This window comes from Citrobacter sp. C5_2 (assembly GCF_014596845.2).
Classification (GTDB): domain Bacteria; phylum Pseudomonadota; class Gammaproteobacteria; order Enterobacterales; family Enterobacteriaceae; genus Citrobacter; species Citrobacter werkmanii.
In genome coordinates this window covers 3,383,975-3,404,319 of record NZ_CP115032.1, presented here as the reverse complement: position 1 = coordinate 3,404,319, position 20,345 = coordinate 3,383,975, and the positions used below count along the sequence as shown (strand labels likewise).

Genomic DNA, 20,345 nt, shown 5'->3' with positions numbered 1-20,345 from the left:
CATGCTGGAACTTAACTTCTCCCAGACGTTGGGAACCCATTGCCTGACGCTCAACGAAACGCTGCCTGCCAGTGGGATTACCGCTATTTTTGGTGTTTCCGGCGCAGGGAAAACGTCGCTGATTAACGCTATCAGCGGCCTGACGCAGCCGCAGTCCGGACGTATTGTGCTTAACGGTCGGGTGTTAAACGATGTTGAAAACGGAATCTGCTTAACGCCTGAAAAGCGTCGGGTGGGCTATGTATTCCAGGATGCGCGTCTGTTTCCCCATTATAAGGTGCGCGGTAACCTGCGTTACGGTATGGCGAAAAGCATGGCCGGGCAGTTTGATAAGCTGGTGGCGCTGCTGGGCATTGAACCGCTGCTCGATCGCCTACCGGGAAGTCTTTCCGGCGGCGAAAAACAGCGCGTTGCCATTGGTCGGGCGCTGCTTACCGCGCCAGAGTTATTGCTGCTTGATGAACCGTTAGCCTCACTGGATATTCCGCGCAAACGCGAACTGCTACCTTATCTGCAACGTCTGGCGCGTGAAATTAATATTCCGATGCTGTATGTCAGCCACTCGCTTGATGAAATTTTGCACCTGGCAGACAAAGTGATGGTGCTGGAAAACGGGCAGGTTAAAGCATTTGGTTCGCTGGAGGACGTCTGGGGGAGTAGCGTAATGCATCCCTGGCTGCCGAAAGAACAGCAGAGCAGCATTCTGAAAGTCAGCGTGCTGGAGCATCATCCTCACTATGCGATGACCGCGCTGGCGCTGGGCGATCAGCATCTGTGGGTCAACAAGCTTGAGCAGCCGCTGCAATCCGTGCTGCGCATTCGCATTCAGGCGTCTGATGTTTCGCTGGTACTCCAGCCGCCGCAGCAGACCAGTATTCGTAACATACTGCGTGCGAAGGTCGCCCAGTGCTATGACGATAACGGTCAGGTGGAAGTGCAGCTTGAGGTGGGCGGGAAAACGCTGTGGGCGAGGATCAGCCCGTGGGCCAGGGATGAGCTTGGCATCAAACCTGGCCTGTGGCTGTACGCGCAAATTAAGAGTGTGTCGATCACCGCCTGATTACAGCAGGTGGGTGTAGATAAACTTCGCGATGCTGTCGGTGGTGTTGTCACCAATCACGATGTTGGCGCGGGCTTTGACCGCGTCATCAGCGTTACCCATCGCCACGCCGGTGCCTGCGGCTTCCAGCATGCTGATATCGTTAAAGTTGTCGCCAAAGGCGATCACATTTTCCATTGACCCACCCTGCGCTTCGATCCACTGAGTAAGACGTCGCCCTTTGCTGTTACCTTTACGGGCAATGTCGACTTGATCATGCCAGGACCATTCACACTCCAGCCCCAGTTGTTGTTCAACGTTTTTACCAAACTGCTGCAGTTTTGGAATATCTTCGTCGGTCAGGGCAAATTTCCACACGGCGTTGACATCATGCGCGGCCTGCGCCAGCGAAGGAACCTGGGTGAAGGTTGGGCGCTGTTCCGGCGGTAGCGTTTGCGCCCAGTTAGCGGTACGCACCACATGCCCGGTCGGACGCTCATACAGCATGGCCTCGTCAACATACATCAGTCCATGAATTTGATGTTCATCCAGCATTTCGATCAGCTGCAATGCCTGGTCAACCGGGAGAGGATCGGATTCCAGTACCTTTTTTGCATGATAATCATACAAGTAAGTGCCGTTGCAGCAAATTGCAGGTGTATCCAGCGCCAGTGCCTGATAAAAAGGATGAATAGCAACGTGATGGCGACCTGTGACAATGATAAGTTGGTAGCCTGCTTCTCTGGCGCGTGAGAGCGCTTCAAGAGAGGATGGCAACAAGGTCTTTTTCGGGGTCAGTAAGGTACCGTCTAAATCCAGGGCAATCACGCGTGCGGTCATAGGTTTTTCCAGATTAAGGTTGAGAATTGTGTCTGCTGGAATGGTACACCGAGACGGGAGCCGGACAAAATTCTGAGTCTTGATTAAGCATTCACCGTTAAAAGCGTCTACCTTAGGCGTGTGTCAGGCAATTGCAGCCACCTGCCAACAAGCAAAGGAGTATTCATGAAACAAACCGTTTATACCGCCAGTCCTGAGAGTCAGCAAATTCATGTCTGGAGCCTGAATCACGATGGGTCTTTGACGCTGACCCAGGTGGTTGATGTACCGGGTCAGGTACAGCCGATGGTCGTCAGCCCGGATAAGCGCTATCTCTATGTCGGTGTGCGTCCGGAGTTTCGTGTTCTGGCATATCGTATTGCGCCTGATGACGGTGCGCTGACCTTCGTTGCGGAGTCTGCGCTGCCGGGTAGTCCGACGCATATTTCTACCGATCATCAGGGGCGCTTCGTGTTTGTCGGTTCCTATAATGCGGGCAGCGTCAGCGTCACGCGTCTGGAAAATGGTCTGCCGGTGGAGCTCCTGGATGTGGTTGACGGTCTGGATGGTTGCCACTCGGCCAACATCTCTCCGGATAACCGTACTCTGTGGGTTCCGGCATTGAAACAGGATCGTATCTGTCTGTTTGACGTCAGTGATGATGGTCATCTGGTCGCGCAGGAGCCGGCAGAAGTGACCACCGTGGAAGGCGCGGGTCCGCGTCATATGGTGTTCCATCCGAATAAGCAATACGCCTATTGCGTGAATGAGCTGAACAGCTCTGTTGACGTCTGGGAACTGAAAGATCCGCACGGCAAAATTGAATGCGTACAGACGCTGGATATGATGCCTGCTGATTTCTCCGATACCCGATGGGCGGCAGATATTCATATTACGCCGGATGGTCGTCATTTGTATGCCTGCGATCGTACCGCCAGTCTGATTACGGTGTTTAGCGTCTCAGAAGACGGAAGCGTGCTGACTAAAGAAGGCTTCCAGCCGACCGAAACGCAACCACGCGGTTTTAATATCGACCACAGCGGTAAATACCTGATTGCCGCCGGGCAAAAATCTCATCACATCGCGGTGTACGAGATTGCTGGCGAACAAGGATTGCTGACGGAGAAAGGTCGTTACGCGGTAGGACAAGGCCCGATGTGGGTGGTGGTTAACGCGTACTAATATTGCGTCTAATGCCGGATGAGTATCCGGCACATTGCCCGGCAGAGCATGAGTCTGCCGGGTTTACATTAGAGAATGGCAATTACTGCTTAGGCTCTGCAACCACTTTGCTACCAATACCGCGGTTGTTGTATTCCCACATGCGGTTGAAGTTAGTGTCGTTCAGGTTACGCTGGATTTCGCCTTTATCATCTTCCGTGCCGGTATTACCGGTAAAGGGATGTTTTGAGATAACGCTGTCAGCCCACGGTTTCGCCATGTTAAAGCCTTCGTTAATCACGCTGTCGCGAATAACCACCTGTCCATTGGTGTTAGAATCAACATCCAGCGAGCGGCCCAGTTGCGCCACGCCATCACCACTTGCCGTGAAGCGGCTATTGATAGCCAGGAAACCGTAGTAGATGTTTGACAGGGTAGCCGGTGCAAACACGTACGCTTCCTGCTGGGTACGGGAGTTCACAACGCGGAAATCGGTGTTATCGAATACCACCGCGCCACGACCAGACACGATATCCACATCGCCTTCAATGTAGCTGTTCGTCACCAGCGTACGCGGCTGACGATCGTTTTCCAGACGGTTTTGTACGCCGCTATTGGTCACGAAGAAGGTGTTCTGGCGACCCAGGATGTTGACGTTGTTGATCTGTACTTTATCGCCATCGGTACGCAGTGCGACTGCCGGATGGTTCCCTGCATCAACGCTATCACCGAGGTTGTTTTCAATGGTCAGGTTCTGCAATTGCAGACCGTTATTTTGCGACCAAACGACCGCAGAACACATCACGCCAATATTGGTGCCGCGCTTGCTCTGGCAATTATCAAACATATACCACGCTGGTTTGCCCGGCATATATTTACCGCCCGGGTTCACCGTACGACGCCAGTCAGCGGTGCTCATATCACCGTCAATGGCCTGGCCAATTTTCACATCCAGCGGTTTTTCGCCAGTACCGTAAAGCGTCAGGCTACCTGTCGCTGCCGGGATATAGACAGTGCCCTGATATTCGCCCGGCATGATCGCGATGTACTGACGTTTGTTGGTACGTTTGATGATTGCCGCATCAACCGCGGCCTGAATGCTGGTATGCGTCACGCCCTGGGTACCTGCCGGGCCAACGACAAAGTCAGGCTGCGCGGGCAAAGTAATAGCAGAAGGGCTCCACGGCGCGGTGTTTGGCGTCAGCGCGGAAAAATAGTGCGCGGCGACGAAGTTTTTCGCTTCATTGGCCGACAGAATCGGGCGCGAAGCGGTGCCAGGCGCGGTCTGATCGGAAGGAATTTGATCGGGCGGTGTAGAGCTACAGGCGGTCAGCGTCACGCCAAAAGCCATTGCCAGCGCCAGACGGGAAACTGATGATATGTTCACAGGTTGCTCCGGGCTTTGAAAGTTATCCATTGAAGCCTGCTTTTTTATACTAAGTTGAGCGAAACGGGAAGGTTAAAAGGTAAAAAGTTCTTTTTTATCGCCGTAATGCCCGGCGCGGAGAGACCTTATATCACAAATAGATAACAATTATGCTCATCCAGGTTGACAACATCCGCTGAATCAAAAATAAATGTCTATACAACCTATGACAAGTGGTGAGTCAAATGCAGCAATTCTTCCCTGATGATGTTATCTGGCGCAATGTTCGCCTGGCGACCATGGATCCTGAACGTGATAACCCGTATGGGCTGGTGGATGGACATGCGTTGATCGTCCGCCAGGGTAAGATTCGCGCTATTGTGCCGGAGTCTTCGTTATACCTCACACATGACAATACTTTTGATATGCAGGGCCGGCTGGTGACGCCTGGCCTGATCGACTGCCATACGCACCTGGTCTTTGGCGGGAATCGCGCAGGTGAATGGGAGCAGCGGCTTAACGGTGTTTCTTATCAGCAGATAAGTGCCCAGGGGGGCGGTATTAATGCCACCGTGTCGGCGACCCGTAGCGCCACTGATGAACAACTTCTTCATATAGCGCATCAGAGAATGGAGCGGTTAATCAAAGAAGGCGTTACGCTACTGGAAATAAAGTCTGGTTATGGTCTGGATTTGCAGACAGAAGAGAAAATTTTACGTGTGGTGGCAGCGCTGGCGGCGGAGGATGTGATTGAAATAAGCCCGACGCTGTTGGCCGCCCATGCTACCCCTGCGGAATACCGGGGCGATCCTGACGGCTATATTACGCTGGTATGCGAGACTATTTTGCCGCAGTTGTGGGAGCAAGGGCTGTTCGAGACCGTCGATCTGTTCTGCGAAAGCGTCGGTTTTACGCTGGCGCAAAGTGAGCGGGTGTTTCAGGCCGCTCAGGCGCTGGGCATCCCGATCAAAGCGCATGTTGAACAACTGTCATTGCTCGGCGGCGCTCAACTGGTGAGCCGCTACCACGGTTTATCCGCCGATCATATTGAATATCTCGATGAAGCGGGCGTGGCGGCGATGAGCCAAAGCGGTACGGTTGGGGTGTTGTTGCCCGGCGCTTTCTATTTCCTCAATGAGCAACAGCGTCCGCCGGTAGAGCTGTTACGGCAATATCAGGTGCCGATGGCGGTGGCGACCGACTTCAACCCTGGCACCAGTCCGTTTATCAGTCTGCACTGGGCGATGAATATGGCTTGCGTCCAGTTTGGCTTAACGCCGGAAGAAGCGTGGGCTGGCGTCACCCGTCATGCGGCCCGGGCGCTGGGACGTCATGCCTCTCACGGTCAATTGAAGGCCGGGTTTGTGGCTGATTTTGTGGTGTGGGATGCCGAACTCCCGGTCGAGATCCTCTATGAGCCCGGGCGTAACCCGCTCTACCAACGTGTATTCAAAGGACAACCTGCATGACTAACTGGCAACCTGCGTCTCCTGCGCTATGGCAGGGGCGAGATGACCGCGCCGAGTCGCCGACTGCGCTGCGCCTGTTTCAGACTATCACGCTGAGTCCGGCGTTTTCACCGGAAATGCACTCTGAGCAGATAGCGCTACTTGGTTTTGCCTGTGATGAAGGCGTTAAACGTAATCAGGGGCGTACGGGAGCCGCCGGAGCGCCAGATGCGCTACGTAAAGCGCTGGCGAATTTAGCCAGTCACGACGGGCATCAGCGGCTGGTGGATCTGGGGAATATTGTGGCGCAGGCCCCCGATCTTGAGGGGGCGCAGCAAGCGCTACGCAAGGCGGTACAGCGCTGTCAGCAGGCGAAAATGCGTACCCTGGTACTGGGGGGAGGACACGAAACCGCGTTTGCCCATGGCGCTGGCGTGCTGGATGCGTTCCCGCAGGCAAAAGTGGGCATCATCAATCTCGACGCGCATCTCGATTTGCGTCATGCCGAACAGGCCACATCTGGTACGCCGTTTCGCCAGCTGGCGCACCTTTGCGATGAACAGCAACGCGGATTTCACTATGCCTGTATCGGCGTCAGTCGGGCGGCAAATACCCAGGCGCTGTGGGATGAAGCGCAGCGGCTTGGTGTCACCGTGGTGGAAGATTTGCACTGTGATTCGGCACAGGCCCAACTGGCGCAGTTTGCCTCTGGCGCGGATGTCATCTATCTGACTATCGACCTTGACGTACTGCCGGTTTGGGAAATGCCCGCGGTGTCAGCGCCCGCCGCGCTGGGCGTACCGTTGGCGACGCTGTTGGGGCTGATTGAACCCCTTTGTCGTAGCGGTAAACTGCAGGCGGTAGATATGGTTGAATTTAATCCACGCTTTGACGATGATGGCAGAGCGGCACGCGTTGCGGCGCGATTAGGCTGGCAAATCGCGCACTGGTGGCGCTGACATGCCTGAGGGCGTTACGCTTATCAGGTTCGGGTAATGTCTGTAAACTATACCCATTCACATTTCAGCTTAAGGAAGGCACACGCATGCTCCCATCCCGTTCTGCTCCAGCTCCTTTTTACGAAAAGGTAAAGCAGGAGATCAGCGAAAAGATTGCCAGCGGTATCTGGCAAGCTCACGATCGTATCCCGTCTGAGGCAGAGCTGGTGGCACAGTATGGTTTTAGCCGCATGACCATCAATCGGGCGCTGCGTGAGTTAACGGATGAGGGGTTGCTGGTGCGTTTGCAGGGGGTGGGGACGTTTGTCGCCGAGCCAAAAGGCCAGTCTGCGCTGTTTGAAATTCGCAGTATTGCGGATGAAATCAACGCGCGTCAGCATCAGCACCGCTGTGAGGTTCTGACGCTGGAAAGAACCCAGGCAAATGCGCAGCAGGCTTTAGTGTTAAACGTTAAAGAAGGCACCCCCATTTTTCACTCCATCATGGTGCACTACGAGAACGATTTGCCGGTACAAATTGAAGATCGCTGTGTGAATGCGGAGATTGTGCCGGAGTATCTGGCGCAGGATTACAGCCAGACCACGCCTCACGCTTACCTGTCGCTGATCGCCCCCTTAACGGAAGGTGAGCACATTGTCGAAGCGGTACGCGCCAGTGCGGAAGAGTGCGCGCTGCTGAAAATCAAAGAACACGATCCCTGCTTGCTGATCCGCCGCAAAACCTGGTCCGCATCATCCATTGTCTCTCATGCCCGTTTGCTGTTTCCGGGTTCCCGCTATCGCCTGCAAGGACGGTTTATGTCCTGATGTCGGGATACCAAAACCGTGATTGCTGACGCAATATAATAAAAATGTATCTTAATTGTTAAAATCACCCTTGCGGCAACTTGTATAGACAAGTATATGTTACTTATCTATCCGACGTTCGCGAGGAGTTTTCTGTCATGTCCCATAGCAAATATCGTCAGCAGGATATTCGTGCCCCGCGTGGCACTACCTTAACGGCCAAATGCTGGCTGACCGAAGCGCCGCTGCGCATGTTAATGAACAACCTGGATCCCGACGTGGCGGAAAATCCGCATGAGCTGGTGGTATACGGCGGGATTGGTCGCGCTGCACGTGACTGGGCGTGTTACGACGCCATCGTCAATGCGCTGACGCAACTGGAGAGCGATGAGACCCTGCTGGTCCAGTCGGGTAAACCGGTCGGTGTGTTCAAAACCCATGACAATGCCCCGCGCGTACTGATTGCTAACTCCAACCTGGTTCCGCACTGGGCAACCTGGGAACACTTTAACGAGCTGGATGCCAAAGGGCTGGCGATGTACGGTCAGATGACCGCCGGGAGTTGGATCTACATCGGCAGCCAGGGCATCGTGCAGGGGACGTATGAAACCTTCGTTGAGGCCGGACGTCAGCATTATCAGGGTAACCTGAGCGGACGCTGGGTGTTAACCGCCGGGCTGGGCGGCATGGGCGGGGCGCAGCCGTTAGCCGCGACGCTGGCGGGCGCATGCTCGCTGAATATTGAATGTCAGCAAAGCCGCATTGATTTCCGTCTGCGTACCCGTTACGTGGACGAGCAGGCGACATCGCTGGACGATGCGCTGGCGCGTATCGATAAGTACATCCGCGAAGGGAAAGCGGTTTCCATTGCGCTGTGCGCGAATGCCGCCGACGTTGTGCCGGAGCTGGTGAAGCGTGGTGTGCGCCCGGATATGGTGACCGACCAGACCAGCGCCCACGATCCGCTGCATGGTTATCTGCCGTCCGGCTGGAGCTGGGAAGAGTATCAGGCGAAAGCGGTGTCCGATCCGCAGGGCACGGTGCAGGCGGCGAAACGCTCAATGGCAACGCATGTCGAAGCGATGCTGGCGTTTAGCAAAATGGGCGTACCGACGTTTGATTACGGCAATAACATTCGCCAGATGGCCAAAGAGATGGGCGTGGAAAACGCCTTTGATTTCCCCGGTTTTGTGCCAGCGTATATTCGACCGCTGTTCTGCCGTGGCATTGGCCCGTTCCGCTGGGTGGCGCTTTCCGGCGATCCGCAGGATATTTATAAAACCGATGCCAAAGTGAAAGAGATCGTGGCTGACGATAAACACCTGCATCACTGGCTGGATATGGCGCGTGAGCGGATTAACTTCCAGGGCTTACCGGCGCGTATCTGCTGGGTCGGCCTGGAATGGCGGCAGAAGCTGGGGCTGGCGTTTAATGAAATGGTGCGCAGCGGCGAAGTGTCCGCGCCAATTGTTATTGGTCGTGACCATCTGGACTCCGGCTCCGTTGCCAGCCCGAACCGCGAAACCGAAGCCATGCGCGACGGGTCTGACGCCGTATCCGACTGGCCGCTGCTGAATGCGCTGCTGAACACCGCCAGCGGCGCGACGTGGGTGTCATTGCACCACGGCGGCGGAGTGGGAATGGGTTTCTCCCAGCATGCCGGGATGGTCATTGTTTGTGATGGCACCGATGAAGCCGCTGCGCGTATTGCCCGGGTATTGCATAACGATCCGGCTACCGGTGTAATGCGCCACGCTGACGCCGGATATGATATTGCGGTGGAATGCGCCGTTGAAGAAGGGCTGAATTTGCCGATGGTCGCTGCGACGCAGGGGAAACGCTGAGATGAATACCATGACATTAACGCCGGGCCAACTGACTTTTGCACAACTTCGTGACATCTGGCAGCAGCCGGTCCAGCTAAGCCTTGATGCCAACGCGATTGACGCCATTAATGCAAGCGTCGCCTGCGTCAATAACATTGTTGCTGAAGGCCGTACGGCATACGGCATTAATACCGGTTTTGGCCTACTGGCGCAGACCCGTATCGCCACAGAAGATTTGCAGAATTTACAGCGCTCGTTGGTGCTTTCTCATGCGGCTGGCGTCGGCGAGGCGCTGGACGACGCGATGGTGCGTCTGATTATGGTGCTGAAAATCAACAGCCTGGCGCGCGGTTTTTCCGGTATTCGCCTGAGCGTGATTGAAGCGCTGATTGCGCTGGTGAATGCCGGGGTGTATCCGCTGATCCCGGCGAAAGGTTCAGTGGGGGCATCGGGTGACCTGGCGCCGTTGGCGCATATGTCTCTGACGCTGCTGGGTGAAGGGAAGGCGCGCTGGCAGGGGGAATGGCTCCCGGCGACCGAAGCGCTGAAAAAGGCCGGGCTGGAGCCTATAACGCTGGAGGCGAAAGAAGGGCTGGCGTTGCTTAACGGGACTCAGGCTTCGACGGCTTTTGCGCTGCGTGGGCTAATTGAAGCTCAGGAACTGTTTGCGTCGGCGACGGTGTGCGGGGCGCTGACCACCGAAGCCGTGCTAGGCTCCCGTCGTCCGTTTGATGCGCGGATTCATGCCGCGCGAGGACAACGCGGACAGATTGACGCCGCGGCGCTGTACCGCCATGTGTTGACGGATTCCAGCGCGCTTTCGCAGTCGCATCATAACTGTGAAAAAGTACAGGATCCGTATTCTCTGCGCTGTCAGCCGCAGGTGATGGGGGCATGTCTGACGCAAATGCGCCAGGTGATGGATGTTCTGCTGGTGGAAGCTAACGCGGTTTCCGACAACCCGCTGGTGTTTGCCGAAGAAGGCGATGTGATTTCCGGCGGCAACTTCCATGCTGAACCCGTGGCGATGGCGGCGGATAACCTGGCGCTGGCGATTGCGGAAATCGGGGCATTATCGGAGCGACGCATTGCGTTAATGATGGATAAACACATGTCGCAACTGCCGCCTTTCCTGGTGAAAAATGGCGGAGTTAACTCCGGCTTTATGATTGCGCAAGTCACGGCTGCCGCGCTGGCGAGCGAGAACAAAGCGCTGGCGCATCCGCACAGTGTAGACAGCTTACCGACCTCCGCCAACCAGGAGGATCATGTGTCTATGGCGCCGGCGGCGGGTCGCAGGCTGTGGGAGATGGCGGCGAATACGCGCGGCGTGATTGCCGTCGAGTGGCTGGCGGCGTGTCAGGGAATCGATCTACGTGAAGGGTTAACCTCAAGTCCATTGCTGGAGCAGGCGCGCCAGGCGCTACGCGAGCAGGTTGCCCACTATACGCAGGATCGCTTTTTCGCCCCGGAAATTGAGTCCGCGACCGAACTGTTAGCGCAAGGAACGTTGTTGAAATTGCTGCCCGAATTTCTGTAGAAAATTGCCTGATGGCGACGCTAACGCGTCTTATCAGGCCTACGATCTGCTTTGTAGGCCGGATGAGGCGAAGCCGATATCCGGCCCAACAGAGATTAACTAAACATTGCGGTAATCGAGGCGCTGGCGAGCGAGTGGAAGTGAACATTAAATCCAACCATCGCGCCGCTGGCGTCCTCATCGACATCAATACGCTCTACATCCAGCGCGTGAACCGTAAAGATATAGCGATGAGTTTCCCCCTTCGGCGGCGCTGCGCCGCCATAACCGGCTTTACCAAAATCCGTACGGGTCTGAATCACCCCGTCCGGCAGTGCAACCAGCCCGGAGCCGAAGCCTTGCGTGAGAACGCGGGTATCCGCAGGCAGATTAACGACTACCCAGTGCCACCAGCCGGAGCCGGTGGGCGCATCAGGATCGTAACAGGTCACGACAAAGCTCTTAGTCCCGGCGGGCACATCATCCCATGCCAGATGCGGGGAAATATTATCCCCGTCATATCCCATGCCGTTAAAGACGTGACGATGCCCAAGCTTCTCCCCATCGCGCAGATCGTTACTGATTAGTTTCATACTGACTCCTCTCGTTAGCCAAAAAGTGTAGCCAGAAACCGTAGAGCTTACCGCTGTTTAATCGCTAAAAAATGTTGCATGGCGCACAGCCTCATTGACGGCTTGCGTAAGGCGGCGCAACTGCTCGGGCTGGATAATGTACGGCGGCATCAGATAGATCAGCTTACCAAACGGTCGTACCCACACGCCCTGTTCGACAAAGAACTTCTGTAGTGCCGCCATATTTACCGGCTGGGTGGTTTCTATCACGCCGATTGCGCCGAGCACGCGCACGTCGGCGACCCGGCTGGAGTCTGCCGCCGGGGCGAGTTCTGCACGCAACTGCGCTTCAATGGCTGCGACCTGCGAGCGCCACTCGCCGGTGTTAAGTAGCGACAGGCTGGCGGAGGCGACGGCACAAGCCAGCGGATTGCCCATAAAGGTCGGACCGTGCATGAAGCAGCCCGCTTCGCCGTTGCTGATGGTTTCTGCGACCAGACGGGTGGTCAGGGTCGCGGAAAGGGTCATCGTTCCGCCGGTTAATGCTTTGCCGAGGCACAAAATATCCGGCGTAATATCGGCGTGTTCACAGGCAAACAGCTTGCCGGTGCGGCCAAATCCGGTGGCAATCTCATCGGCAATCAGCAGGATGCCTTCCCGGTCGCACATCTTACGGATACGCTTTAACCACTCAGGATGGTACATGCGCATACCGCCAGCGCCTTGCACAATTGGCTCGAGGATCACCGCCGCAATTTCGTGACGATGCGCGGCCATCAGGCGGGCAAAAGGCACCATGTCCAGTTCGTCCCACTCGCCGCCCATGCGGCTTTGCGGCGCAGGCGCAAACAGGTTTTCCGGCAGATACCCTTTCCACAGACTGTGCATTGAGTTGTCGGGATCGCAGACCGACATCGCGCCGAAGGTATCGCCGTGATAGCCGTTACGAAATGTCAGGAAACGCTGACGAGATTCCCCTTTGGCCTGCCAGTATTGCAGCGCCATTTTCATCGCCACTTCCACCGCGACCGAACCTGAATCCGCGAGAAAAACGCACTCTAGCGCTTCTGGCGTCATGTCCACCAGTTGGCGACACAGCGTAATGGCCGGGGCATGGGTAATGCCGCCAAACATCACGTGCGACATGGCGTCAATCTGCGTTTTCATTGCGGCGTTCAACTGCGGATGATTGTAACCGTGGATCGCCGCCCACCAGGATGACATCCCGTCAATGAGCCGCTCGCCGCTGGCTAAAATCAGTTCACAACCTTCGGCCCGCGCCACCGGATACACCGGCAATGGGGAGGTCATGGAAGTGTAAGGGTGCCAGATATGGCGTTGGTCAAACGCAAGATCATCCGTTGTCATAATCGACTTGTAAACCAAATTAAAAAGATTTAGGTTTACGAGTCTACACCAAACTGACAACGAAACGTATACCAATATGGCTCATTCTTCCCGCTGGACAATGTCGCAAGTCACCGAATTATTTGAAAAACCACTGCTTGATCTCCTGTTTGAAGCGCAACAGATTCATCGTCAGCACTTCGATCCGCGGCAGGTACAGGTCAGTACGCTGTTGTCGATTAAGACTGGCGCCTGCCCGGAAGACTGCAAATACTGCCCGCAAAGTTCTCGCTATAAAACGGGTCTGGAAACTGAACGCTTGATGGAAGTGGAACAGGTACTGGACTCGGCGCGTAAGGCGAAGCAGGCCGGTTCAACGCGGTTTTGCATGGGGGCGGCGTGGAAGAACCCGCACGAGCGCGATATGCCTTACCTGGAACAGATGGTTCAGGGCGTGAAAGCATTGGGGCTGGAAGCCTGCATGACGCTGGGAACGCTCAACGAAACCCAGGCTCAGCGCCTGGCCAACGCGGGACTGGATTACTACAACCATAACCTCGACACCTCGCCGGAGTTTTACGGCAATATCATCACTACCCGGTCTTATCAGGAACGTCTGGATACGCTGGATAAAGTGCGTGAAGCCGGGATTAAAGTCTGCTCAGGCGGTATTGTCGGATTAGGCGAAACGGTCACCGATCGCGCCGGTCTGCTGCTGCAATTAGCCAATCTGCCGACACCGCCGGAAAGCGTGCCGATCAACATGCTGGTGAAGGTGAAGGGCACGCCGCTTGCCGATAACGACGACGTCGACGCGTTTGATTTCATCCGTACCATCGCCGTGGCGCGCATCATGATGCCAACCTCTTACGTGCGTCTTTCCGCCGGGCGCGAGCAGATGAACGAGCAAACCCAGGCGATGTGCTTTATGGCCGGCGCTAACTCGATTTTCTACGGCTGCAAACTGCTGACCACGCCGAACCCGAACGAAGATAAAGATTTGCTGTTATTCCGCAAGCTGGGTCTCAACCCGCAGCAAACGGCGGTGCTGGCGGGGGATAACGAACAGCAACAACGTCTCGAGCAGGCGCTGCGTACCCCGGATACCGATGATTACTACAACGCGGCAACCGTATGACCTGGCAGCAAAAAATTGGCGATGCGCTCACGGCGCGTCGTTGCGCTGATGCGTGGCGGCAGCGCTATGCGGTGACCCAGGGCGCCGGTCGCTGGCTGCAGGCCGACGGCCGCCAGTATCTGAATTTCTCCAGCAACGACTACCTTGGCCTGAGCCACCATCCGCAGATTATCTGCGCCTGGCAGCAGGGAGCTGAACGTTTTGGCGTCGGCAGCGGCGGCTCGGGTCATGTCAGCGGGTATTCCGTGGCTCACCAGGCGCTGGAAGAAGAGCTGGCGCAGTGGCTGGGCTATTCGCGGGCGCTGTTATTTATCTCCGGTTTTGCCGCTAATCAGGCGGTGATAGCCGCATTGATGGAAAAAGACGATCGTATTGTCGCCGACAGGCTTAGCCATGCCTCGCTGTTGGAGGCCGCCAGCCTTAGCCCGGCTGTTCTACGTCGCTTTACCCATAACGATCCGCATCATCTGGAGCGTCTGCTGACTGCCCCCTGTCCGGGGCAGCAGCTCGTGGTCACTGAAGGCGTATTCAGCATGGATGGCGACAGCGCGCCGCTCGCTGAAATCCACGCGGTGGCGGAACGACACGGTGCGTGGCTACTGGTGGATGATGCGCACGGCGTTGGCGTAACCGGTGCAGAAGGACGCGGTTCCTGCTGGCGACAGCAGGTCAAACCCGAACTGTTAGTGGTGACGTTTGGCAAAGGATTTGGCGTCAGCGGCGCGGCAATCCTGTGTTCTGACAGCGTGGCCGACTATCTGTTGCAGTTTGCCCGTCATCTGATCTACAGCACCAGTATGCCTCCGGCGCAGGCTCAGGCTCTGCGCGCCGCGCTGGCGGTGATCCGCAGCCGCGAAGGTGATGAACGCCGGGAAAAGTTAGCGATGCTGATCCAGCGTTTTCGCGCCGGGGTGAATACGCCGGGTTTAACGCTGGCGAATTCAACCAGTGCTATTCAGCCGCTGATTGTTGGCGATAACCATAAAGCTTTGCAACTGGCGGACACACTACGGCAACAGGGATGTTGGGTGACGGCAATTCGCCCGCCGACGGTGCCCGCCGGTACGGCCAGATTACGGCTGACGCTGACCCAGGCGCATGAGGTGCAGGATATCGATCGTCTACTGGAGGTGTTGCATGGCGCAGGTCAATAAACGGGCGATTGCCGCCGCGTTTGGCCGCGCGGCCACCCACTATGAGCAACACGCAGAGCTACAGCGTCAAAGTGCCGATGCGTTACTGGCGTTACTGGATGGCGGCACGTTCTCGCAGGTATTGGATGCGGGCTGTGGGCCTGGACGTATGAGTCGCTACTGGCGTGAGCAGGGGAGCGAGGTTTGCGCGCTGGATCTGTCGTCGCAAATGCTGACTGAAGCGCAGCGTCACGATGTCGCCCACCATTATCTGCTGGCAGATATCGAGGCCATCCCGCAGGCAAGCGCGAGCTTTGACCTGGCCTGGAGTAATCTGGCCGTACAGTGGTGTGACAACCTGCGCGGCGCGTTAAGTGAGCTTTACCGGGTGGTGCGTCCTGGCGGGACGGTGGCGTTTAGTACCCTGGCGCAGGGGTCGATGCCGGAACTTCGTCAGGCCTGGCAGGCGGTTGACGATCGGGAGCACGCCAACCGTTTTTTGCCCGTGGCGCAACTGGAAAACGCCCTGTATGGCTGGGATGTTGAATACCAGTCTCATGCCGTCACGCTGTGGTTTGATGATGCGCTGAGCGCCATGCGTTCGCTAAAAGGCATTGGCGCGACGCATTTGCATGATGGGCGCGAGCAACGTGTGCTGACGCGCGCTCAGCTGCGCCAGCTACAGTTAGCCTGGCCCTGTCAGCAGGGGAAATATCCGCTGACCTACCATCTTTTTTTAGGAGTAATTCAACGTGGCTAAAACGTATTTTGTCACCGGGACAGATACCGAAGTCGGTAAAACTGTCGCCAGCTGCGCGCTGCTCCAGGCGGCGGGACAACTGGGGTTGCGCGCCGTTGGCTATAAGCCCGTGGCGTCGGGCAGCGAAATGACGGCTGATGGCCTGCGAAACAGCGATGCGTTGGCATTACAACGCAATAGCGTTGTGGCGGCCGACTATGCGGCGATTAATCCCTACTGCTTCGCTGAACCTACATCGCCGCATATCATCAGCGCCGACGAAGGTCGCCCCATTCTGGCTTCCGTGATGTCTGCAGGGTTACGCACGCTTGAAGCGCAGGCTGACTGGGTACTGGTGGAGGGGGCTGGTGGATGGTTTACGCCGCTTTCGCCAACGCTGAGTTTTTCCGACTGGGTCAAAACAGAACAGTTGCCGGTGATTCTGGTGGTTGGCGTTAAGCTCGGCTGCATCAATCACGCTATTCTGACCGCCCAGGCGGTGCAGCAGGCCGGACTGACGCTTGCCGGATGGGTAGCCAATGATGTGACGCCGCCCGGCAAACGTCATGCTGAATACATGGCGACGCTAAAGCGCGTGATCCCGGCACCTGGGCTGGGGGAAATTCCCTGGCTGGCAGAAGATCCTGAGCAGACATCGACCGGACGTTATCTCGATCTCAGCATTTTGTCTTTGACGGCATCAGATGGTTGAATCGAGACGGGAAATAACGCTGGTCGCTATTGCAGTACGCGGACAAGAAAATGGTGAAAATGCGAGCAAGATCTCGGCTCTCCCTGGCCGCCTCGTTAGCTGATAAATATCAAAAAATAGCGATAATTTTTTTTTAGCCCAGCGGAAAAGAGAGTCAGGGTGTTTTTGCCAGGCTACAGTCCACACGGGCTGGAAGCAGTTATCCACTATTCCTGTGGATAACCTTGTGTATTAGGGTTAGAAAACACAATGTAAGCGAGAGAAGACGCGGCCTGCGACTAAATTGATGCGAAAGACGGCTTGAGATAATAATCTTTAAATTACAGATAGTTAGATAAAAGCAATGGCTGTCGCAGAAGTGTCATGTGTTGCCATAAAACTTTCATCGGCTGGCTTGACAAATGTTAAAAAAGGCATTGGTTTGGGGATAACACATTTTTGCTGGTGTTTTATCTTGTCTGGGGGCAAATTTTGGCCTGCAGTCACGGCTATTTTGCGGGTGTAACAGAAATATTCTGGCGCGTTACTGTTTTTTCATCCAGTATATTTTACTGGCAAAATATACGACTGCGAGTAAAATTACACACCTGCCCGCCCATTGCTTCAGGTAGCTGCTCATGAGTAAACCGTTCAAACTAAATTCCGCTTTTAAACCCTCTGGCGATCAGCCTGAGGCGATACGTCGCCTGGAAGAAGGTCTGGAGGACGGTCTGGCGCATCAGACGCTGCTGGGGGTGACGGGTTCGGGGAAAACATTCACCATCGCGAATGTGATTGCGGACCTACAGCGTCCTACCATGGTGCTGGCGCCTAACAAGACGCTTGCCGCGCAGCTATATGGCGAGATGAAAGAGTTCTTTCCGGAAAACGCGGTGGAATATTTTGTCTCCTACTACGACTATTATCAGCCGGAAGCTTACGTACCGAGTTCTGATACCTTCATCGAGAAGGATGCCTCGGTCAACGAACACATTGAGCAGATGCGTCTGTCGGCGACCAAAGCGCTACTGGAACGTCGGGATGTCGTTGTGGTGGCGTCGGTTTCCGCCATTTATGGTTTGGGCGACCCGGACCTGTATCTGAAAATGATGCTGCATCTGACGGTGGGGATGATCATTGACCAGCGCGCGATCCTGCGTCGTCTGGCGGAGCTGCAATATACCCGTAACGATCAGGCATTCCAGCGCGGGACCTTCCGCGTGCGCGGTGAAGTTATCGACATTTTCCCGGCTGAATCCGACGACATTGCGCTGCGCGTGGAACTGTTCGATGAGGAAGTCGAGCGTTTGTCGCTGTTTGACCCGCTTACCGGGCAGGTTGAATCGACCATTTCCCGCTATACCATCTACCCGAAAACGCACTACGTCACGCCGCGCGAACGTATCGTGCAGGCGATGGAAGAAATTAAAGTCGAGCTGGCAGACCGCCGTAAAAATCTGCTGGCGAATAACAAGTTGCTGGAAGAGCAGCGCTTAAGCCAGCGTACACAGTTCGATCTGGAAATGATGAACGAGCTGGGTTATTGCTCGGGGATTGAAAACTATTCCCGCTATCTGTCCGGACGCGGTCCAGGCGAGCCGCCGCCGACGTTGTTTGATTACCTGCCGGCTGATGGTCTGCTGGTAGTGGATGAATCCCACGTCACTATCCCGCAAATTGGCGGTATGTACCGTGGCGACCGGGCGCGTAAAGAGACCCTGGTCGAATACGGATTCCGTTTGCCCTCGGCGCTGGATAACCGTCCGCTTAAATTTGAAGAGTTCGAGGCACTGGCTCCGCAGACCATCTACGTCTCGGCGACGCCGGGGAACTATGAGCTGGAGAAATCCGGTGATGACGTGGTTGATCAGGTAGTACGACCGACCGGCCTGCTGGATCCGGTGATAGAAGTGCGTCCGGTGGCGACGCAGGTTGACGATCTGCTGTCGGAGATCCGCACGCGTGCGGCGATTAACGAACGTGTGCTGGTCACCACGCTTACCAAACGCATGGCGGAAGACCTCACCGAATACCTCGAAGAGCACGGCGAGCGGGTACGCTATCTGCACTCAGACATCGATACCGTGGAACGTATGGAAATCATTCGTGACCTGCGCCTGGGCGAGTTTGACGTGCTGGTGGGTATCAACCTGTTACGTGAGGGGCTGGACATGCCTGAGGTCTCGCTGGTGGCAATTCTGGACGCAGACAAAGAAGGGTTCCTGCGCTCTGAACGCTCACTTATCCAGACCATCGGTCGCGCGGCGCGTAACATCAACGGCAAGGCTATACTCTACGGCGATAAAATTACCGCCTCGATGGCCAGGGCGATTGGTGAAACTGAACGTCGTCGCGAGAAGCAGCAGCGCTATAACGAAGAGCACGGTATTACGCCGCAGGGGCTGAACAAGAAAGTGGTCGATATTCTGGCGCTGGGTCAGAATATTGCGAAGACCAAGGCGAAGGGCAAAGGGAAGTCACGTGCGGGTGCGAAGTCTGACGTTGTTGAACTGGATATGACGCCAAAAGCCCTGCAGCAAAAGATTCACGAGTTGGAAGGGCAGATGATGCAGCATGCGCAGAATCTCGAATTTGAAGAGGCTGCGACGATCCGCGACCAGTTGCATCAGCTGCGCGAGTTATTTATTGCGGCATCGTAATCCTGTGCCGGATGCGGGGTACCCCCCCTTATCCGGCTTACGGGGTGCTTGCGTTTGTCGGCCTGACAAGCGCAGCGCATCAGGCAAATCCACTCAGCCTAATGCCTGGACCGCTTTCTCCAGCGCGCTGTGCAGCAGCTGACGGTCATGACGGTACGGAATATCGCTGGCTTCCAGCACTTCCTGAATCACAATGCGGTCGGTAACGGCGGAAACATCTACTTTCGGGCCGACAACCACCGCGTCAATCACTTTCTTGCCAACGTACTGTTCGATGATTGCCAGCTTATCGTTAAGCGTCAGGCTGGCTGCTGGCAGGCTTAATTCGCGACCCAGGTTGCCAATGTAGACCATCCTGGCGGGTGTACGCCGTAATGCCTGCGCCAGTTCGTCGAGCAGCAGGATCGGCATCAGGCTGGTATAAAAACTGCCTGGTCCTATCAGAATCAAATCTGCTTCGGCGATTGCCTCAACCGCTTCTCGCGTGGTAGGGACTTTTGGCGACAGCATCAGTTCCTGAGGTGGGATAGTGAGCTGATCGATATTCACTTCGCCATAGACTTCATGCCCTTGATCATCAATAGCCATCAGATCCACCGGCAGCTCAGACATCGGAATTAAATGCGCATCGACTTTGAGCAGGTTGCGAATTAAATTTATGGCTTCGAGAGGCCGCACGCTGAGGTGATCGAGCGCCTTTAACATTAAATTTCCGAGGTTATGTCCGGAAAGCTCGCCATTACCGCCAAAACGGTATTCAAACATAGCGGATGCAACGCTGGGTTGGGTAATTAACTGGTTCAGGCAGTTACGCATGTCACCCCAGGCGATGCCGCCTTCAGAACGACGAATACGCCCCGTGGAGCCGCCATTATCGGTGGTGGTGACGATACCCGTCAGTCGTGAGCCTAAAGGGGAAAGTGAGGAGAGAACGCGTCCTAATCCATGCCCTCCGCCGAGAGCGACAACGCGATCTAAATCTGCCAGCGTGCGAGTGCGCATAGAGTTTCCTGATATCAATTGATCGGCGCTACAGTACCGTAAATAGCGTGTTTTCAGCAATTATCCAGTTGGCATTTGCCGAAATTAATTTTCGGCGATCTACTCCTTTCTGACGACATGCACCTGACAGCAAGATGATGT

General features: G+C 55.7%; 17 protein-coding genes. 12 read left to right on the top strand and 5 right to left on the bottom strand.

Annotated features, from left to right (window positions below; all coding sequences use genetic code 11):
• Position 1 precedes the first annotated feature (1 nt).
• A complete protein-coding gene (gene modC, locus ICA20_RS16650) occupies positions 2–1,060 on the top strand; it encodes a molybdenum ABC transporter ATP-binding protein ModC (RefSeq protein ID WP_038638999.1) in 1,059 nt (352 codons plus the stop codon).
• On the opposite strand, the gene ICA20_RS16645 is transcribed toward modC, so the two are convergent.
• Positions 1,061–1,879: a pyridoxal phosphatase gene (locus tag ICA20_RS16645; protein ID WP_038639005.1), complete on the bottom strand. Its 819-nt coding sequence runs from the start codon at positions 1,877–1,879 to the stop codon at positions 1,061–1,063.
• Positions 1,880–2,044: 165 nt separating this feature from the next.
• Here ICA20_RS16645 and pgl point away from each other — a divergent pair, with 165 nt between their 5' ends.
• The gene (pgl, locus tag ICA20_RS16640; protein ID WP_038639009.1) at positions 2,045–3,040 is read left to right on the top strand and encodes a 6-phosphogluconolactonase; all 996 of its coding nucleotides are present in this window, start codon (positions 2,045–2,047) and stop codon (positions 3,038–3,040) included.
• Between the two features lie 82 nt (positions 3,041–3,122).
• Here the strand turns inward: pgl and ICA20_RS16635 are convergent, their stop codons facing one another.
• Positions 3,123–4,406, bottom strand: coding sequence for a putative acyl-CoA thioester hydrolase (locus ICA20_RS16635; RefSeq protein ID WP_038643084.1), 1,284 nt, complete (start codon positions 4,404–4,406; stop codon positions 3,123–3,125).
• A gap of 224 nt (positions 4,407–4,630) precedes the next feature.
• Between ICA20_RS16635 and hutI the strand changes: the two genes are divergently transcribed.
• The 5 genes from hutI to hutH all read left to right on the top strand — a co-directional run bounded on the left by hutI (position 4,631) and on the right by hutH (position 10,943).
• On the top strand, positions 4,631–5,854 hold the full coding sequence (gene hutI, locus ICA20_RS16630) for an imidazolonepropionase (RefSeq protein ID WP_038639011.1): 1,224 nt from the start codon (positions 4,631–4,633) through the stop codon (positions 5,852–5,854).
• Positions 5,851–6,792 carry a formimidoylglutamase gene (gene hutG, locus ICA20_RS16625; RefSeq protein WP_038639014.1) on the top strand — a complete coding sequence of 314 codons (942 nt, stop codon included), beginning with the start codon at positions 5,851–5,853 and terminating at the stop codon, positions 6,790–6,792. Before hutI ends, hutG begins: the two co-directional genes overlap by 4 nt.
• A gap of 86 nt (positions 6,793–6,878) precedes the next feature.
• Positions 6,879–7,598, top strand: coding sequence for a histidine utilization repressor (locus ICA20_RS16620; RefSeq protein WP_038639017.1), 720 nt, complete (start codon positions 6,879–6,881; stop codon positions 7,596–7,598).
• A 137-nt stretch (positions 7,599–7,735) separates the two neighbouring features.
• Positions 7,736–9,421 carry a urocanate hydratase gene (gene hutU, locus ICA20_RS16615; protein WP_038639022.1) on the top strand — a complete coding sequence of 562 codons (1,686 nt, stop codon included), beginning with the start codon at positions 7,736–7,738 and terminating at the stop codon, positions 9,419–9,421.
• Between the two features lies 1 nt (position 9,422).
• Positions 9,423–10,943 (top strand): histidine ammonia-lyase, encoded by a 1,521-nt coding sequence (gene hutH, locus ICA20_RS16610; RefSeq protein ID WP_038639024.1) that lies wholly within the window; start codon positions 9,423–9,425, stop codon positions 10,941–10,943.
• Between the two features lie 95 nt (positions 10,944–11,038).
• Here hutH and ICA20_RS16605 read toward each other — a convergent pair whose 3' ends face one another.
• Both ICA20_RS16605 and bioA read right to left on the bottom strand, forming a co-directional pair.
• Positions 11,039–11,515, bottom strand: coding sequence for a kinase inhibitor (locus ICA20_RS16605; RefSeq protein WP_038639028.1), 477 nt, complete (start codon positions 11,513–11,515; stop codon positions 11,039–11,041).
• A gap of 57 nt (positions 11,516–11,572) precedes the next feature.
• Positions 11,573–12,862: an adenosylmethionine--8-amino-7-oxononanoate transaminase gene (gene bioA, locus ICA20_RS16600; RefSeq protein WP_038639031.1), complete on the bottom strand. Its 1,290-nt coding sequence runs from the start codon at positions 12,860–12,862 to the stop codon at positions 11,573–11,575.
• Between the two features lie 76 nt (positions 12,863–12,938).
• On the opposite strand from bioA, the gene bioB reads away from it, so the two are divergent.
• The 5 genes from bioB to uvrB all read left to right on the top strand — a co-directional run bounded on the left by bioB (position 12,939) and on the right by uvrB (position 19,202).
• On the top strand, positions 12,939–13,979 hold the full coding sequence (gene bioB / locus ICA20_RS16595) for a biotin synthase BioB (protein ID WP_038639034.1): 1,041 nt from the start codon (positions 12,939–12,941) through the stop codon (positions 13,977–13,979).
• Entirely contained in the window at positions 13,976–15,133 is a 1,158-nt protein-coding gene (gene bioF, locus ICA20_RS16590) for an 8-amino-7-oxononanoate synthase (RefSeq protein WP_038639037.1), read from the top strand. The genes bioB and bioF overlap by 4 nt, the downstream gene beginning before the upstream one ends.
• Positions 15,117–15,872 carry a malonyl-ACP O-methyltransferase BioC gene (gene bioC / locus ICA20_RS16585; RefSeq protein ID WP_038639040.1) on the top strand — a complete coding sequence of 252 codons (756 nt, stop codon included), beginning with the start codon at positions 15,117–15,119 and terminating at the stop codon, positions 15,870–15,872. The genes bioF and bioC overlap by 17 nt, the downstream gene beginning before the upstream one ends.
• Entirely contained in the window at positions 15,865–16,563 is a 699-nt protein-coding gene (bioD, locus tag ICA20_RS16580; RefSeq protein WP_038639043.1) for a dethiobiotin synthase, read from the top strand. The genes bioC and bioD overlap by 8 nt, the downstream gene beginning before the upstream one ends.
• 617 nt (positions 16,564–17,180) lie before the next feature.
• The gene (gene uvrB / locus ICA20_RS16575; protein WP_038639047.1) at positions 17,181–19,202 is read left to right on the top strand and encodes an excinuclease ABC subunit UvrB; all 2,022 of its coding nucleotides are present in this window, start codon (positions 17,181–17,183) and stop codon (positions 19,200–19,202) included.
• Between the two features lie 93 nt (positions 19,203–19,295).
• Here the strand turns inward: uvrB and yvcK are convergent, their stop codons facing one another.
• Positions 19,296–20,204 (bottom strand): uridine diphosphate-N-acetylglucosamine-binding protein YvcK, encoded by a 909-nt coding sequence (gene yvcK / locus ICA20_RS16570; protein ID WP_038639050.1) that lies wholly within the window; start codon positions 20,202–20,204, stop codon positions 19,296–19,298.
• Between the last annotated feature and the right edge of the window lie 141 nt (positions 20,205–20,345).